The sequence below is a fragment of the Pseudocitrobacter sp. 2023LY-00077 genome, from assembly GCF_055796175.1.
The window spans coordinates 456,095-472,510 of sequence record NZ_JBSPEI010000001.1 but is presented as its reverse complement, the minus strand read 5'-3'; the positions used below and the strand labels follow the sequence as shown (position 1 = coordinate 472,510).

Genomic DNA, 16,416 nt, shown 5'->3' with positions numbered 1-16,416 from the left:
CTCTTCGCGAAAATGGTAATGAATAAAGTATCCCGGCCAGTATTCGTTGTTCCCTCTCACCCTGTGCTTCGTCTGGCCAGTCTGGGGCTGGTGACGTTTATTTTCACCCTTTTTTCGCTTGAGCTGACGCAACTTGGCACGCTTCTGGCACCGCTCTGGTTCCCAACGTCGGTCATGATGGTGGCGTTTTATCGCCACAGCCGCAGATTATGGCCCGCCATTGCCATTGCCTGTACGCTGGGTAATGTGGCGGCCTCGCTGGTGCTCTTCCCGCTGCACGAGCTAAACCTGATTTACTCCGGTATTAACATCGCGGAAGCCGCCGTGGGCGGCCTGCTGCTGCGTAAGCTGTTACCGCGCTATAACCCGCTGCAAAATCTGCATGACTGGATCCGCCTCGCCATCGGCAGCGCGCTGATCCCGCCGCTGGTCGGCGGATTGTTGGTCTATCTGCTGGTGCCGAGCGATAACCCGCTGCAATCGTTTATTGTCTGGACGCTTTCCGAAGCCATTGGCGCGCTGGCGCTGGTGCCATTAGGGCTGCTGTTTAAGCCGCATTACCTGCTGCGTCACCGCAACCCGCGCCTGCTGCTGGAAACGCTGCTAACGCTGGCCGTGACCCTCGCGCTGAGCGCGCTGTCGATGATTTATATGCCATGGCCTTATACCTGCATCATCGTATTACTGATGTGGAGCGCCGTGCGCTTACCGCGTATGGAAGCGTTTATGGTTTTTCTGTGCACGGTGATGCTGGTGTCGCTGATTATGTCGGACTCCACGCTCTCGCAGCACGTTTCCGTCGTCTATACCGTTACCAATGCGTCGTGGATGCCGTTTGTGATGATTCTGCTTCCGGCGAACGTCATGACCATGGTGATGTACGCCTTTCGCGCCGAAAGCAAGCATATCGTTGAAAGCGAAGAACGTTTCCGCAATGCGATGGAACATTCGGCCATTGGTATGGCGCTGGTGGGAACCGAAGGCCAGTGGCTACAGGTGAATAAATCCCTGTGCCATTTCCTGGGATACAGCCCGGAAGAGCTGCGCGAGATGACGTTTCAGGAACTGACTCTGCCGGAAGATTTAAATTCTGACCTGCACCAGCGCGACAGTCTGGTACGGGGTGACATCAACACCTACACCATGGAGAAGCGCTATTACACCCGTCAGGGCGAAGTGGTCTGGGCGCTGCTCGCCGTATCGTTAGTGCGTAACCCGGACAGCACGCCGCTGTACTTTATTGCCCAGATTGAAGACATTAACGAACTGAAAAAAACTGAGCAGATCAATCAGCGACTGATGGAACGCATTACGCTTGCCAATGAAGCGGGCGGCGTGGGTATCTGGGAATGGGATCTCAAGCCGAACAAAATCAGCTGGGATAAACGGATGTTTGAGCTCTACGGCGTCCCTTCACATGTGAAGCCCACCTGGCAGGTTTGGGAATCCTGCCTGGTTGAAGAAGATCGCGAAAACGCAACCCGCAAAGTGTTGAACTCGCTCAAATCCAGCGCGCCGCTGATGCTGGAGTTTCGCGTTAAGCTGAAGGGTAAAGTTCGTCATATTCGTTCGCTGGCGAATCGCGTGCTGAATAAACAGGGCGAAGTGGAACGCCTGCTCGGCATTAATATTGATATGACCGAAGTGAAAGAGCTGAACGAAGCGCTGTTCCAGGAGAAAGAGCGGTTACATATCACGCTCGACTCCATCGGCGAAGCCGTCGTGTGTACCGATATCAACATGAATATCAACTTTATGAACCCGGTGGCGGAGAAAATGAGCGGCTGGACTCAGCAGGAAGCGCTAAACAAACCGCTGCTTTCTGTTCTGCATATCAGCGTCGGCGATCATGGTCCATTGATGGGGAATTTCCATACGGGCGACCTCTACCGCAGCGACATTGACGACGATTTAGTCCTGCATAGCCGACACGGCGGTAGCTTCGATATTCAGTACAGCATTACCCCCCTGAGTACCCTGAATGGCGAAAACATCGGTTCAGTGCTGGTGATTCAGGATGTCACCGAATCACGCGAGATGCTGCGTCAGCTCAGTTACAGCGCGTCACATGATGTGCTGACCCATCTGGCGAACCGGGCTAGTTTTGAAAGCCACCTTAAGCGGCATCTGCTCAACATTGATAACGCGCAGGAGCGTCATGCGCTGGTGTTTATTGACCTCGACCGCTTTAAGTCTGTGAACGATAATGCCGGTCATGCCGCCGGCGATGCCCTGCTACGCGAGATTTCAGCGCTGATGCTCAGCCTGTTACGCAAAGGCGATATTCTTGCCCGCCTTGGCGGCGATGAGTTCGGCCTGCTGCTGCCGGAGTGTAAAGAAGAGGACGCGCATGATATTGCGCAGCGCATTGTCGAAGGCGTGAATAACTACCACTTTACCTGGGAAGGCCGCGGGCACCACATTGGCGCCAGCGCGGGGATCACCTTCATCGACCGGCATAACACCAATCTAACCGACCTGCTTTCGCAGGCCGACATCGCGTGCTATGCCTCGAAAAACAATGGCCGCGGGCGCGTGACAATCTACGGTGCGCACCCGGACGCCATGCCGCGCGTCCATAACCGCTTCTCACAAAAAGAGTAACCCTTTACGGGGCCCAGCCTTCCGTATACCAGATATGCAGCAAGGCATAAGAGCGCCAGGGGTGCCAGCGCTCGGCATAGCGGCGGATCTGCGCGGGCGTCATGCCGGGGAAACGCTGCTTGATCAAATAATCATCCGGCAAAAATACATCGCTGGCCTGCCAGCCGCGCAGGGCGAAATAGTTTGCCGTCCAGCGACCAATCCCGGGGAAGCTTTGCAGTGTTTTCATTCCCTGCTCAATATCCTCAGGCGGGTTGAGCGGCAGCTCGCCGGATAACGCAGCGCTTGCCAGATAGATAAGCGATTCTGCCCGCTTGAGCGGCATGCCCAGCGCTTTAAGCTGCTGCGGATCGGCATTCATCAACTGTTCCGGACGTGGGAAAAGGTAAAAGCCGGGAAAATCGGGCAAGGGCTCCCCCAACGCGGCGACCACTTTGCCGGTTAATTTTGCCGCCATCGCTACGCTGACCAGTTGGCCAAGTATCGCCCTGACGCCCTGCTCGAACGCATCCATCGCGCCCGGTAAGCGCAACCCTGGTCGCGCGCTCGCCAGCGTGCCAAGCGTGTCATTAATTATCTGAGGCGCACATTTAAGATCCAGCAAGTGAGAAATTCGCGTCAGGCAATGATTCGCTACCGGCAATAAGCCCTCCGAAAGCGTGACGCACAGCACCTGCCGCGTTTCATCCGGCATCATGGTGATGACGCCGAGATGCCCGTCGTATTCAAAACTGCGCGTGTAGCGACCCGCCTCAAAACGCTCAATGCCTGCCACCGCACGCGCCTGTAAAAACCCCCACATCCACGGCCAGTCGTAAGGTGCCTGCCACGATAATTCGAACATAATTTCTCCCTGATTTGCGCCTACAGCATAGCGGCAAACCGGCTTTTGTTCCTTGCTTTCATATTCCGACTTGTCGTCAGGAAAAAATGCAAGTAAAGTCGCCCCCCTTCTTCACCGGCATGGGGATTTAAAGGTGTTTATTGGTTTTGACTACGGTACGGCAAACTGTTCAGTGGCGGTGATGCAGGAGGGAAAACCTCGCCTGTTGACCATGGAAAACGGCAGCACGCTGCTTCCTTCGATGCTCTGTGCCCCCACCCGCGAAGCGGTCAGCGAATGGCTCTACCGCCATCATCAGGTACCCGCTACCGGCGATGAAACCCAGGCGCTGCTACGGCGGGCGGTCAACTACAATCGCGATGAAGATATCGACGTACTGAGCAACAGCGTGCAGTTCGGCCTCGCCTCATTGCGCCAGTACATCGATGACCCGGAAGAGGTCTACTTCGTCAAATCGCCAAAATCCTTCCTCGGTGCAAACGGGCTAAAGCCGCAGCAGGTCGCGGTATTCGAAGATCTCGTGTGCGCGATGATGCTGCATATTCGCCAGCAAGCGCAGGGTCAACTGCCGGAAAGCATTGATCAGGCGGTTATTGGCCGACCGATTAACTTCCAGGGGCTGGGCGGCGATGACGCCAACGCGCAGGCGCAGGGCATTCTGGAACGCGCGGCGAAACGCGCCGGTTTTCGCGATGTGGTATTTCAGTATGAACCCGTGGCCGCCGGGCTTGATTTTGAAGCGACGCTGGATAAAGAACAGCGCGTGCTGGTTGTCGATATTGGCGGCGGAACTACTGACTGCTCCGTATTGCTGATGGGCCCGCAGTGGCGCGAGAAACTCGACCGCGAACAAAGCCTGCTCGGCCACAGCGGTTGCCGCGTCGGCGGGAACGACCTCGACATCGCGCTGGCCTTCAAAAGCCTGATGCCGTTACTCGGTATGGGGGGCGAAACCGAAAAAGGCATCGCCCTGCCGATTCTGCCCTGGTGGAATGCCGTAGCGATTAACGACGTTCCGGCGCAGACCGATTTCTACAGCAGCGCCAATGGCCGCATGCTGCGCGACCTGGCGCGTGACGCTCGCGATGCCGAGAAAGTCGCCCTGCTCTATAAAGTGTGGCAACAGCGCCTGAGCTACCGCCTGGTGCGCTGCGCGGAAGAGAGCAAAATTGCGCTTTCTGACCGTCCGGAAGTGGCGACGACCTTACCGTTTATCAGCGATGAGCTCGCCACCGCCATCAGCCAGCAGGGGCTGGAAACAGCGCTGGACCAGCCGCTGACGCGCATAATGGAGCAGGTGCATCTGGCGCTGAACGAAAGTGCAGAGAAGCCGGATATCATCTATCTGACCGGCGGCAGCGCCCGTTCTCCGCTGATCAAAAAAGCGCTGGCGGAGCAACTGCCGGGAATTCCGATTGCCGGTGGCGATGATTTTGGCTCGGTCACCGCCGGTCTGGCCCGCTGGGCGCAGGTGGTGTTTGGTTAAGCCTTACCAGGCCATTGACTTCTTCGGGATGCAATCCTAAATTAAGGAGTGAGGGTAAGGGAGAGGTTTCCCCCTCCCCCTGGTGTCTTAGTATGCTTGGGAGCTAATCACTAAGAGAATCACCAGTATGATGACTAGCCTCATCATAACCCTTTCCTTTTTAAGGCCCCTTCTTCGGGAGGGGCTTTCCCTTTTCAGCCCCCTGCTGAACATCTTTTCTGCGTTGCAGCGATTCAGGATGCACTCTAACGCAGCCTCCTTCTGCTGTGCTTCCTGCGTGTCAATTCCCCGAGCGGCCTCGCAAAGCGGTCGTGATTCGGACGATTCGTCCCGGTGTTTCATATTTCCTCCATTTTTTCCGACCATCCGGTAACTAAACTAGTATCATTCCGCGAAATGCTTCAGGACGAGAAACTCATTAAAATGAAAGGCAGTAACAAATCCCGCTGGCTGGTTGTGCTGGCATTGCTGATTGTGGCCGGCGCAGTGACAGGCTACTGGCTGATGAATCGCACACCAGAATCCGCAGGCCCGGCAGCCGCCGCTCAGGGAGAGCGCCCGGCGAGTGGCGGACGTCATGGTGGCCGCTTCGGCGCAACGCTTGCGCCGGTTCAGGCCGCGACCGCCACCCAGGAAGCCGTACCGCGTTATTTGAGCGGATTAGGTACCATCACCGCCGCCAACACCGTGACGGTGCGCAGCCGCGTGGACGGCCAGTTGATGGCGCTGCACTTTCAGGAAGGACAGCAGGTAAAAGCCGGCGATCTGCTGGCGGAAATCGACCCGAGCCAGTTTAAAGTTGCCCTCGCCCAGGCGCAGGGGCAACTGGCGAAAGACAAAGCGACGCTGGCTAACGCCCGTCGCGATCTTGCCCGTTATCAACAACTGGTGAAAACCAATCTGGTTTCGCGCCAGGAGCTCGATACACAACAGTCGCTGGTCAGCGAAACGCAGGGCACCATCAAAGCCGATGAAGCCGCCGTTGCCAGCGCGCAACTCCAGCTCGACTGGAGCCGTATCACCGCGCCGGTAGACGGGCGCGTGGGTCTGAAACAGGTTGATATCGGCAACCAGATTGCCAGCGGCGATAGCACCGGCATTGTCGTGCTCACCCAGACACACCCCATCGACCTGGTGTTCACCCTGCCGGAGAATGACATTGCGACGGTAGTCAACGCGCAGAAATCCGGTAAACCGCTGACCGTCGAAGCGTGGGATCGCACCAACAAACAGAAACTGAGCGACGGCGTATTGCTGAGCCTCGACAACCAGATTGATGCCACCACTGGCACCATCAAGCTGAAAGCGCGTTTCACCAACCAGGATGACGCCCTCTTCCCGAATCAGTTCGTTAACGCGCGGATGCTGGTGGATACCCAACAGGATGCGGTGGTGATTCCGGCTGCGGCCCTGCAAATGGGCAATGACGGACACTTCGTTTGGGTACTGAACAGCGAGAATAAAGTCAGCAAGCACACCGTGGTTCCAGGTATTCAGGACAGCCAGAAAGTGGTGATCAGCGCCGGGCTCTCCGCCGGCGATCGCGTGGTGACGGACGGTATTGACCGTCTGACCGAAGGCGCGAAAGTTGAAGTGGTGGAAGCGCACAGCGCCGCCAACGATGCAAAAGCCGCTGAACCCGCGGCTGCCGCAGGCCATAAAGGAGCGCGCTCCTGATGCAAGTTTTACCGCCGAGCAATACGGGCGGACCATCCCGCCTGTTTATCATGCGCCCGGTCGCCACCACCCTGTTGATGGTGGCGATCCTGATTGCCGGGATCATCGGCTATCGCTTCCTGCCCGTCTCGGCGTTGCCGGAAGTGGATTACCCCACCATTCAGGTGGTCACGCTCTACCCCGGCGCCAGCCCGGACGTGATGACGTCGGCCGTCACCGCGCCGCTGGAGCGCCAGTTTGGCCAGATGTCCGGCCTGAAACAGATGTCCTCCCAGAGTTCCGGCGGGGCGTCAGTGGTGACCCTTCAGTTCCAGTTAACGTTACCGCTGGATGTTGCCGAGCAGGAGGTGCAGGCCGCCATCAATGCCGCCACTAACCTGCTGCCGGATGACCTGCCTAACCCGCCGGTCTACAGCAAAGTGAACCCGGCGGATCCGCCGATTATGACGCTCGCCGTCACCTCTTCCGCCATGCCAATGACCCAGGTGGAAGACATGGTGGAAACGCGCGTGGCGCAGAAAATTTCCCAGGTTTCCGGCGTCGGGCTGGTGACGCTGGCGGGTGGGCAGCGCCCTGCCGTGCGCGTGAAGCTGAATGCACAGGCCATTGCGGCATTGGGGTTAACCAGTGAAACCGTACGCACCGCTATCACCAGCGCGAACGTCAACTCGGCCAAAGGGAGTCTCGATGGCCCGACCCGCGCGGTAACGTTATCCGCGAACGACCAGATGCAGTCAGCGGAAGAGTATCGCAAGCTGATTATCGCTTATCAGAACGGCTCCCCGGTGCGTCTGGGCGATGTTGCTACCATTGAGCAGGGTGCGGAAAACACCTGGCTTGGCGCGTGGGCCAATAATCAACACGCGATTGTGATGAACGTCCAGCGTCAGCCTGGCGCCAACATTATCTCTACCGCCGACAGCATTCGTCAGATGCTGCCGCAGCTCACTGAAAGCCTGCCGAAATCAGTAAAAGTTGAAGTGTTGTCCGATCGCACCACCAATATCCGCGCCTCGGTTACCGATACTCAGTTTGAACTGATGCTCGCCATTGCGCTGGTGGTGATGATCATCTACCTGTTCCTGCGTAACGTTCCGGCGACCATCATTCCCGGCGTAGCGGTGCCGCTGTCGTTGATTGGTACCTTTGCGGTGATGGTGTTCCTTGATTTTTCCATCAACAACCTGACGCTGATGGCGCTCACCATCGCCACCGGTTTCGTGGTCGATGACGCCATTGTGGTCATCGAAAACATCTCGCGCTATATCGAGAAAGGCGAAAAACCGCTGACCGCCGCGCTGAAAGGCGCGGGCGAAATCGGCTTCACCATTATCTCCCTCACCTTCTCGCTGATTGCGGTGCTGATCCCACTGCTGTTTATGGGCGATATTGTCGGTCGTCTGTTCCGCGAATTTGCCGTGACGCTGGCGGTGGCGATACTGATTTCCGCCGTGGTTTCACTGACCCTAACGCCGATGATGTGCGCGCGCATGCTTAGCCATGAATCACTGCGCAAACAGAACCGTTTTTCCCGCGCCAGCGAACGTTTCTTTGACCGCGTCATTGCGGGTTACGGGCATATGCTGGCCCGCGTCCTGAAGCATCCGTGGCTGACGCTTAGCGTGGCGCTGGGCACCCTGGCGTTGTCGATTATTCTGTGGGTGGTTATTCCGAAAGGCTTCTTCCCGATTCAGGACAACGGCATTATTCAGGGCACACTTCAGGCTCCTCAGTCTGTCTCCTTCGCCAGCATGACGCAGCGCCAGCAGCAGGTTTCTGAAATCATTCTGAAGGACCCGGCGGTTGAAAGCCTGACGTCATACGTCGGTGTGGACGGCACCAACCCGGCGCTGAACAGCGCGCGTTTGCAAATCAACCTGAAGCCGCTGGATGAGCGTGATGACCGCGTACAGAAAGTGATTAAGCGCCTGCAACAGAATGTCGATCGCGTACCGGGTATCTCACTCTACCTGCAACCGACGCAGGATCTCACTATCGATACCACCGTGAGCCGCACGCAATACCAGTTCACGCTTCAGGCGAACTCGCTCGATGCCCTGAGCCTGTGGGTACCGCAGTTGGTCGAGCAACTGCAAACCCTGCCGCAGCTTTCGGACGTCAGCAGTGACTGGCAGGATCAGGGGCTGGTGGCATACGTTAACGTTGATCGCGATAGCGCCAGCCGTTTGGGGATTTCCATGGCGGACGTGGACAACGCGCTGTATAACGCCTTCGGCCAGCGCCTTATTTCCACTATTTATACCCAGGCCAATCAGTACCGCGTAGTGCTGGAACATGACACACAAGCCACGCCGGGGCTCGCGGCGCTGGATAACGTGCGCCTGACCAGCAGCGACGGGGGTGTGGTGCCTTTAACAGCCATCGCCAAAGTCGAGCAGCGTTTTGCCCCGCTCTCCATCAACCATCTGGATCAGTTCCCGGTCACCACCATTTCGTTCAACGTGGCGGGCGACTATTCATTGGGCGATGCGGTCGATGCGATTATGAACGCTGAGAAGACGCTCAGTTTCCCGACGGATATTCGTACCGAATTCCAGGGCAGTTCATTGGCCTTCCAGTCTGCGCTCAGCAGCACCGTCTGGCTGGTCGTCGCGGCAGTCGTGGCGATGTATATCGTGCTTGGCGTGCTGTATGAAAGCTTTATTCACCCGATTACCATCCTCTCTACCCTGCCGACCGCAGGCGTAGGGGCGTTGCTGGCGCTGATGATTGCCGGCAGCGAACTGGATGTGATCGCTATTATCGGCATTATTTTGCTAATCGGGATCGTGAAGAAAAACGCCATCATGATGATCGACTTCGCGCTGGCGGCAGAGCGTGAACAGGGCATGCCGCCGCATGAAGCTATTTATCAGGCGTGTCTGCTGCGTTTCCGTCCGATACTGATGACCACGCTCGCCGCTCTGCTCGGCGCGCTGCCGCTGATGCTGAGTACCGGCGTCGGCGCGGAACTGCGTCGCCCGTTAGGGATTGGCATGGTGGGCGGCCTGCTGGTCAGCCAGGTGCTGACGCTGTTTACCACGCCGGTCATTTATCTGCTGTTTGACCGCCTGGCGCTACATCTGAAAAAACGCTTCCCGCGACATGAGGAGGAGGCGTAAATGAAGTTTTTCGCTCTCTTCATTTACCGCCCGGTGGCGACGATTTTAATCTCTATCGCCATCACCCTCTGTGGCGTGTTGGGCTTCCGACTGTTACCGGTGGCCCCGCTGCCGCAGGTTGATTTCCCGGTCATTATGGTCAGCGCCTCGCTGCCTGGCGCGTCGCCTGAAACCATGGCGTCGTCGGTCGCCACGCCGCTGGAGCGTTCGCTCGGGCGCATTGCCGGGGTCAGCGAAATGACCTCCAGCAGCTCGCTCGGCAGTACACGCATCATTTTGCAGTTTAATTTTGATCGCGATATCAACGGCGCCGCGCGTGATGTGCAGGCCGCAATCAACGCTGCGCAAAGCCTGTTACCAAGCGGCATGCCCAGCCGTCCGACCTATCGTAAAGCCAACCCGTCCGATGCGCCGATCATGATCCTGACGCTGACCTCGGAGACCTACTCCCAGGGTGAGCTGTATGATTTCGCCTCGACGCAGCTGGCGCAAAGCATTGCGCAGATCGACGGCGTGGGCGATGTCGATGTCGGCGGCAGTTCTCTGCCAGCCGTGCGCGTGGGGCTAAACCCACAGGCGCTGTTTAATCAGGGCGTGTCGCTGGATGATGTGCGCACCGCCATCAGCAATGCCAACGTGCGCAAACCGCAGGGGGCGCTGGAAGATAACGCCCATCGCTGGCAGATTCAGACTAACGACGAACTGAAGACGGCGGCGGAATACCAGCCGTTAATCATCCATTACAATAACGGCGCGGCGGTGCGTCTGGGCGATGTCGCGACCGTCATCGACTCGGTGCAGGACGTGCGTAACGCTGGGATGACCAACGCTAAGCCGGCGATTTTGTTGATGATCCGCAAACTTCCGGAAGCCAACATTATCGAAACGGTGGACGCCATCCGCGCCGAACTGCCGGAGCTTCAGCAGACCATTCCGGCGGCGATTGACCTGCAAATTGCGCAGGATCGCTCGCCAACCATTCGCGCCTCTCTCGAAGAGGTCGAGCAGACGCTGGTGATTTCCGTCGCGCTGGTGATCCTGGTGGTATTCCTGTTCCTGCGATCCGGTCGCGCGACGCTGATCCCCGCCGTCGCCGTTCCCGTCTCGCTGATCGGCACCTTTGCCGCCATGTATCTGTGCGGCTTCAGCCTGAATAACCTGTCGCTGATGGCGCTCACTATCGCCACCGGATTCGTGGTGGATGACGCCATTGTGGTGCTGGAAAACATCTCGCGGCATATCGAAGCCGGGATGAAACCGATGCAGGCCGCCCTTCAGGGGAGCCGGGAAGTCGGGTTTACGGTGCTGTCGATGAGCGTGTCGCTGGTGGCCGTTTTCCTGCCGCTGTTGCTGATGGACGGGCTTCCGGGCCGCCTGTTGCGCGAGTTTGCGGTGACGTTGTCGGTGGCAATTGGTATTTCGCTGGCGGTATCGTTGACCTTAACGCCGATGATGTGCGGCTGGATGCTCAAGCGCCAGCCTGCCCATACGCCAACCCGGAATAAGGGACTGGGACGTTTGCTGGTTGGCCTGCAACAGGGTTACGGCAAATCCCTGCACTGGGTGCTGAAACACTCGCGAATGGTTGGTCTGGTTTTCCTCGCCACCGTTGCGCTGAACGTTTGGCTCTATATCGCCATCCCAAAAACCTTCTTCCCGGAGCAGGATACCGGCGTGCTGATGGGCGGTATTCAGGCTGACCAGAGCATCTCTTTCCAGGCGATGCGCGGAAAATTACAGGACTTCATGAAAATTATCCGTGAAGATCCGGCGGTGGACAACGTGACCGGCTTTACCGGTGGCTCGCGCGTGAACAGCGGGATGATGTTTATCACCCTGAAATCACGCGGTGAACGGCATGATTCAGCGCAACAGGTGATCGACCGCCTGCGTAAGAAGCTGGCGAAAGAGCCCGGTGCTAAGCTGTTTCTGATGGCGGTGCAGGACATCCGCGTCGGCGGGCGTCAGTCCAACGCCAGCTATCAGTACACGCTGCTATCTGACGACCTGAGCGCCCTGCGCGAGTGGGAACCGAAAATTCGCAAAGCGCTGGCCGCCTTGCCGGAACTGGCGGACGTGAACTCGGATCAGGAAGACAATGGTGCAGAGATGGATCTGGTTTATGACCGGGAAACCATGTCGCGCCTCGGTATCAGCGTTCAGGCAGCCAACAGTCTGTTGAACAACGCCTTTGGTCAGCGGCAGATTTCAACCATCTATCAACCGCTTAACCAGTACAAAGTGGTGATGGAAGTCGATCCGGTCTACACCCAGGACGTCAGCGCGCTGGATAAAATGTTCGTCATTAACAACGAAGGCAAAGCCATTCCGCTTTCCTACTTCGCCAAATGGCAACCGGCTAACGCGCCGCTGTCGGTGAACCATCAGGGATTATCGGCCGCCTCGACGGTGTCGTTTAACCTGCCAACCGGGAAGTCGTTGTCGGAAGCGAGCGAGGCGATTGACCGCGCGATGACTCAGCTTGGCGTGCCGTCTACGGTGCGCGGCTCGTTCGCCGGTACCGCACAGGTGTTCCAGGAAACCATGAACTCGCAGATAATTTTGATTATCGCCGCTATCGCCACCGTCTACATTGTGCTGGGGATGTTGTACGAGAGCTACGTTCACCCACTGACTATTCTCTCCACGCTGCCCTCAGCGGGTGTCGGCGCGCTGCTGGCGCTGGAGCTGTTCAATGCCCCATTCAGCCTAATCGCGCTTATTGGGATCATGCTATTAATTGGCATCGTGAAGAAAAACGCCATTATGATGGTCGATTTTGCGCTGGACGCGCAGCGAAACGGCAATCTGTCGCCTGAAGAAGCGATTTTCCATGCCTGCCTGCTGCGTTTTCGCCCGATTATGATGACCACCCTGGCGGCGCTGTTTGGCGCCTTACCGCTGGTGATTTCCAGCGGCGATGGCTCGGAACTGCGCCAGCCGCTGGGGATTACCATTGTTGGTGGCCTGGTGGTCAGCCAGTTGCTGACGCTGTACACCACCCCGGTGGTTTATCTGTTTTTCGATCGTCTGCGCCTGCGTTTTTCGCGTCAATCCCGACAATCGGTGATCGAGTAAATGACAGAACTTCCCGCCAGCGTGCGCTGGCAACTGTGGATAGTGGCATTCGGCTTCTTTATGCAGTCGCTGGACACCACTATCGTCAATACCGCCCTCCCCTCTATGGCAGCAAGTCTGGGGGAGAGCCCGCTGCATATGCATATGGTGGTGGTCTCGTACGTACTGACGGTCGCGGTGATGCTTCCCGCCTCCGGCTGGCTGGCGGACAGAGTGGGCGTGCGCAATATCTTCTTCACCGCCATTGTCCTGTTCACCGCCGGGTCGCTGTTTTGCTCACTGGCGGGTACGCTCAATGCGCTGGTAATGGCGCGCGTATTACAGGGCGTTGGCGGCGCGATGATGGTCCCCGTAGGAAGACTCACGGTGATGAAAATCGTCCCTCGCTCACAGTATATGGCGGCGATGACCTTCGTCACTCTGCCCGGCCAGGTTGGACCGCTGCTGGGTCCGGCGCTCGGCGGCGTTCTGGTGGAATACGCCTCCTGGCACTGGATCTTCCTGATCAACATTCCGGTCGGCATTATTGGCGGCATCGCCACCCTGATGCTGATGCCCAACTACACGCTGCAAACTCGCCGTTTTGATCTGAGCGGTTTCATTGTGCTGGCGCTGGGCATGGCGGTGCTGACGCTGGCGCTCGATGGTCAGAAAGGGCTCGGCATCTCAAGCCTGACGTTGGGGATTCTGGTCGCCGTCGGTGTTGCCTCGATTCTGTTTTATCTCTGGCACGCCAAAGGCAACGACAACGCGCTATTTAGCCTGAAGCTATTTAATACACCGACGTTTTCCCTTGGCCTTGCGGGTAGTTTCGCCGGGCGCATCGGTAGCGGCATGCTGCCCTTTATGACGCCGGTCTTTTTGCAGATCGGCCTTGGATTTTCGCCGTTCCACGCCGGGCTGATGATGATCCCTATGGTGCTCGGCAGCATGGGGATGAAACGTATTGTGGTGCAGGTGGTTAACCGTTTTGGCTATCGCCATGTACTGGTCACCACCACGATTGGCCTCGCGCTGGTCAGCCTGTTGTTTATGGCGACAGCGCTGGCGGGATGGTACTACGCGCTGCCGCTGGTGCTGTTTATTCAGGGGATGGTCAACTCCAGCCGCTTCTCGTCGATGAACACGCTGACGCTGAAAGATTTGCCCGATGAACACGCCAGTAGCGGCAATAGCCTGCTGTCGATGATCATGCAGCTCTCGATGAGTATCGGCGTCACCGTGGCGGGCTTACTGCTGGGGATGTTCGGCCAGCAGCATGTTGCCGCCGACAGCGCCGCCACGCACCAGGTCTTTATGTACACCTATCTGTGCATGGCGCTGATTATCGCCCTGCCCGCCCTGATTTTTGCCCGCGTACCTGACGACGTCACCAAAAACGTGGTTATCGCCCGACGAAAAAGGAGTGAACAGTGAAACTATGGCGTCCGGGGATCACCGGAAAACTTTTCCTCGCCATCTTCGCCACCTGTATCGTGCTGTTAATCACGATGCACTGGGCGGTACGCGTCAGTTTTGAACGCGGGTTTATTGATTACATCAAACACGGCAACGAGCAGCGCCTTGAACTACTGAGTGACGCGCTGGCGGAGCAGTACGCCCAGCACGGTAACTGGCGTTTTCTGCGTAATAACGATCGCTTCATCTTCCAGATTTTGCGCTCATTCGAGCATGATAATAATGATGAGCATCGCCCACCGGGCCCGCCAGGGCCCCCGGGGCCTTCCATGCCACCGCACGGCTGGCGAACACAGTTTTGGGTCGTCGATCAACGCGAACGCGTTTTGGTAGGCCCTCGTGAGCCCGTTCCGCCAGATGGCACGCGCCGCGCTATCGTTGTCGATGGGCTGGAAGTGGGCGCAGTCATCGCCTCGCCGGTGGAGCGCCTGACGCGTAATACGGATATTAATTTCGACGAACAACAGCGCCGTACCAGTTGGCTGATTGTCGCGCTCTCGACGCTGCTCGCCGCGCTGGCGACCTTCCCGCTGGCGCGCGGTTTGCTGGCACCGGTGAAACGGCTGGTGGAAGGCACGCATAAACTGGCGGCGGGTGATTTCTCAACGCGCGTTGACGCGCGCGGCAGCGATGAACTCGGCAGGCTGGCGCAGGACTTCAACCAGCTCGCCAGCACGCTCGATCGCAATCAGCAGATGCGCCGCGATTTTATGGCGGATATCTCTCATGAATTGCGCACCCCGCTGGCGGTGCTGCGCGGAGAGCTGGAAGCGATTCAGGATGGCGTGCGTAAGTTCACCCCGGAATCGGTCGCCTCATTACAGGCGGAAGTCGCCACGCTGACCAAACTGGTGAACGATCTGCATCAGCTTTCGATGTCTGACGAAGGCGCGCTGGCGTATCAAAAAGCGCCCGTTGACCTCGTTTCCCTGCTGGAAATTGCCGCTGGCGCTTTCCGCGAACGTTTAGCCAGCCGCGGCTTAACGCTGCATCTTTCATTGCCCGATAGCGCGATGGTCTTCGGCGATCGCGACCGCCTGATGCAGTTGTTCAATAACGTGCTGGAAAACAGCCTGCGTTACACCGACAGCGGCGGCGACGTGCATATTCGCGCCAGGAAGACGCTGCAAAACGTTACGGTTGAGTTCGCCGACAGCGGGCCGGGCGTCAGCGATGAACAGCTCGCCATGCTGTGCGAGCGTTTTTACCGTACGGAAGGATCGCGCAACCGCGCCAGCGGCGGCTCCGGCCTCGGGCTGGCGATTTGCGTAAACATTGTTACCGCCCACGGCGGCAGGCTTGATGCCGCCCATTCGCCTTTTGGCGGGGTAAGCATTAAAGTAGAGTTACCGCTGGATCGCGACACATCGAGAGAGTTATGACTGAGTTACCGATAGATGAAAACACCCCGCGCATTTTGATTGTCGAGGATGAACCCAAGCTGGGGCAGTTGCTGATTGATTATTTGCTGGCGGCCAACTACGCGCCAACGCTTATCAGCCACGGTGATCAGGTTCTGCCTTTTGTACACGATACGCCGCCGGATCTGATCCTGCTGGATCTTATGCTGCCGGGTACCGATGGCCTGACGCTGTGCCGCGAAATCCGTCGCTTCTCAGAAGTGCCTATCGTGATGGTCACCGCCAAAATCGAAGAGATCGACCGTCTGCTGGGGCTGGAAATCGGCGCGGATGATTACATCTGCAAACCTTACAGCCCGCGTGAAGTGGTGGCGCGCGTGAAAACCATCCTGCGCCGCTGCAAACCGCGCCGCGACGTGCAGGCGCTGGACGCGCAAAGCCCGCTGATTGTCGATGAAAACCGTTTTCAGGCCTCCTGGCGCGATCGCCTGCTGGACTTAACCCCCGCAGAATTCCGCCTGCTGAAAACCCTGTCGCAGGAACCGGGAAAAGTCTTCTCGCGCGAACAGCTGCTGAACCACCTTTACGACGACTATCGCGTAGTGACTGACCGCACCATCGACAGCCATATTAAAAACCTGCGCCGCAAGCTGGAAGCGCTCGACGCCGAACAGTCGTTTATCCGCGCGGTGTATGGCGTGGGATATCGCTGGGAAGCGGATGCGTGCCGGATGGCGTAGAAACCCATACTTAAAGGAACATTTACTTGAAAACATGGAAGTACGC

General features: G+C 57.8%; 10 protein-coding genes. 8 read left to right on the top strand and 2 right to left on the bottom strand.

All coding sequences use genetic code 11. The annotated features are described in order from the left end of the window. Positions 1 to 18: 18 nt before the first annotated feature. Positions 19 to 2,604, top strand: a complete 2,586-nt coding sequence (locus ACWWFX_RS02140) for a diguanylate cyclase (protein WP_473223089.1) — start codon at positions 19 to 21, stop codon at positions 2,602 to 2,604. Between the two features lie 4 nt (positions 2,605 to 2,608). Here the strand turns inward: ACWWFX_RS02140 and alkA are convergent, their stop codons facing one another. Further along, positions 2,609 to 3,448, bottom strand: a complete 840-nt coding sequence (gene alkA, locus ACWWFX_RS02135; protein ID WP_473223088.1) for a DNA-3-methyladenine glycosylase 2 — start codon at positions 3,446 to 3,448, stop codon at positions 2,609 to 2,611. Between the two features lie 133 nt (positions 3,449 to 3,581). On the opposite strand from alkA, the gene yegD reads away from it, so the two are divergent. Next, positions 3,582 to 4,934, top strand: a complete 1,353-nt coding sequence (gene yegD / locus ACWWFX_RS02130) for a molecular chaperone (RefSeq protein ID WP_473223087.1) — start codon at positions 3,582 to 3,584, stop codon at positions 4,932 to 4,934. Between the two features lie 87 nt (positions 4,935 to 5,021). On the opposite strand, the gene ACWWFX_RS02125 is transcribed toward yegD, so the two are convergent. Then, the gene (locus ACWWFX_RS02125) at positions 5,022 to 5,081 is read right to left on the bottom strand and encodes a type I toxin-antitoxin system Ibs family toxin (RefSeq protein ID WP_473223141.1); all 60 of its coding nucleotides are present in this window, start codon (positions 5,079 to 5,081) and stop codon (positions 5,022 to 5,024) included. Between the two features lie 276 nt (positions 5,082 to 5,357). Here ACWWFX_RS02125 and ACWWFX_RS02120 point away from each other — a divergent pair, with 276 nt between their 5' ends. The 6 genes from ACWWFX_RS02120 to baeR are packed head-to-tail and all read left to right on the top strand — an operon-like array spanning position 5,358 to position 16,370. Beyond that, positions 5,358 to 6,611: an MdtA/MuxA family multidrug efflux RND transporter periplasmic adaptor subunit gene (locus tag ACWWFX_RS02120; RefSeq protein ID WP_473223086.1), complete on the top strand. Its 1,254-nt coding sequence runs from the start codon at positions 5,358 to 5,360 to the stop codon at positions 6,609 to 6,611. Beyond that, a complete protein-coding gene (locus ACWWFX_RS02115) occupies positions 6,611 to 9,733 on the top strand; it encodes an MdtB/MuxB family multidrug efflux RND transporter permease subunit (RefSeq protein WP_473223085.1) in 3,123 nt (1,040 codons plus the stop codon). The genes ACWWFX_RS02120 and ACWWFX_RS02115 overlap by 1 nt, the downstream gene beginning before the upstream one ends. Then, a complete protein-coding gene (gene mdtC / locus ACWWFX_RS02110; RefSeq protein WP_473223084.1) occupies positions 9,734 to 12,811 on the top strand; it encodes a multidrug efflux RND transporter permease subunit MdtC in 3,078 nt (1,025 codons plus the stop codon). It begins immediately after the preceding gene. After that, on the top strand, positions 12,812 to 14,227 hold the full coding sequence (gene mdtD / locus ACWWFX_RS02105; protein WP_473223083.1) for a multidrug transporter subunit MdtD: 1,416 nt from the start codon (positions 12,812 to 12,814) through the stop codon (positions 14,225 to 14,227). Further along, positions 14,224 to 15,651 (top strand): envelope stress sensor histidine kinase BaeS, encoded by a 1,428-nt coding sequence (gene baeS / locus ACWWFX_RS02100; protein ID WP_456145956.1) that lies wholly within the window; start codon positions 14,224 to 14,226, stop codon positions 15,649 to 15,651. Before mdtD ends, baeS begins: the two co-directional genes overlap by 4 nt. Then, complete coding sequence (gene baeR / locus ACWWFX_RS02095; RefSeq protein WP_015963811.1) at positions 15,648 to 16,370, top strand: envelope stress response regulator BaeR; 723 nt, start codon at positions 15,648 to 15,650, stop codon at positions 16,368 to 16,370. Before baeS ends, baeR begins: the two co-directional genes overlap by 4 nt. Positions 16,371 to 16,416 lie beyond the last annotated feature (46 nt).

Coding starts and splice junctions, on each gene's coding strand:
- ACWWFX_RS02140 (WP_473223089.1), top strand. CDS start 19: ATGAATAAAGTATCCCGGCCAGTATTCGTTGTTCCCTCTCACCCTGTG.
- alkA (WP_473223088.1), bottom strand. CDS start 3,448: ATGTTCGAATTATCGTGGCAGGCACCTTACGACTGGCCGTGGATGTGG.
- ACWWFX_RS02120 (WP_473223086.1), top strand. CDS start 5,358: ATGAAAGGCAGTAACAAATCCCGCTGGCTGGTTGTGCTGGCATTGCTG.
- ACWWFX_RS02115 (WP_473223085.1), top strand. CDS start 6,611: ATGCAAGTTTTACCGCCGAGCAATACGGGCGGACCATCCCGCCTGTTT.
- mdtC (WP_473223084.1), top strand. CDS start 9,734: ATGAAGTTTTTCGCTCTCTTCATTTACCGCCCGGTGGCGACGATTTTA.
- mdtD (WP_473223083.1), top strand. CDS start 12,812: ATGACAGAACTTCCCGCCAGCGTGCGCTGGCAACTGTGGATAGTGGCA.
- baeR (WP_015963811.1), top strand. CDS start 15,648: ATGACTGAGTTACCGATAGATGAAAACACCCCGCGCATTTTGATTGTC.